The sequence below is a fragment of the Larkinella sp. C7 genome, assembly GCF_006149005.1.
Lineage (GTDB): Bacteria > Bacteroidota > Bacteroidia > Cytophagales > Spirosomataceae > Larkinella.
Map to the genome: position 1 here is coordinate 1 of NZ_VBSL01000086.1, position 628 is coordinate 628.

A 628-nucleotide genomic window follows, 5' to 3' on the forward strand; every position below is an offset into this window, starting at 1 on the left:
CACACCCCTCGCTCAAAGGTGGACCTGATTCTCTGCAACCCACCCTATTTCAAGGCGACCGAAAACTCTAAGAAAAATGCCAGCCAGCACTACCTTCTGGCTCGCCATGAAATTGCTACCAACCTAGAAGAAATCTGTCAGGTCAGCCAGCAGGCTCTTAAAACCAAGGGCCGCTTGGCTCTGGTCCATAGACCAGATCGCTTTCTGGAAATCATGGACACTCTGGAAAAATACAAGCTGGCCCCCAAGCGGGTACAATTCGTCTATCCCAAGACGGATAAGGAAGCCAATATGATTCTGGTGGAGGCCATCAAGGACGGCTCCTTGGACGGGCTCAAGATTTTGCCACCCTTGATTGTTCACAAGGATAACGGCGACTATACCGACGCCATTCATGACATCTATTTTGGTCCCGACCACAAGGCCTACATGTATGTCCTCAAGTGTGCGGACGGTAGCCTCTATACCGGTTATACGACCGATTTGGACAAACGTCTGGCCACCCACAATGCCGGTAAGGGAGCCAAATACACCAAGTCACGCTTGCCAGTCGACTTGCTCTATTACGAGACCTTCAACCACAAGAACGCCGCCATGTCAGCTGAAGCCAAATTCAAACTCAAGACTC

Annotated in this window: 1 protein-coding gene; it reads left to right on the top strand. The window is 50.8% G+C overall.

The window, feature by feature from the left end; translation table 11 throughout:
* Positions 1-18: 18 nt before the first annotated feature.
* Positions 19-628, top strand: a 610-nt coding sequence (locus tag FH871_RS34470; protein ID WP_229317763.1) for a GIY-YIG nuclease family protein, incomplete at its 3' end; no start/stop codon positions are given.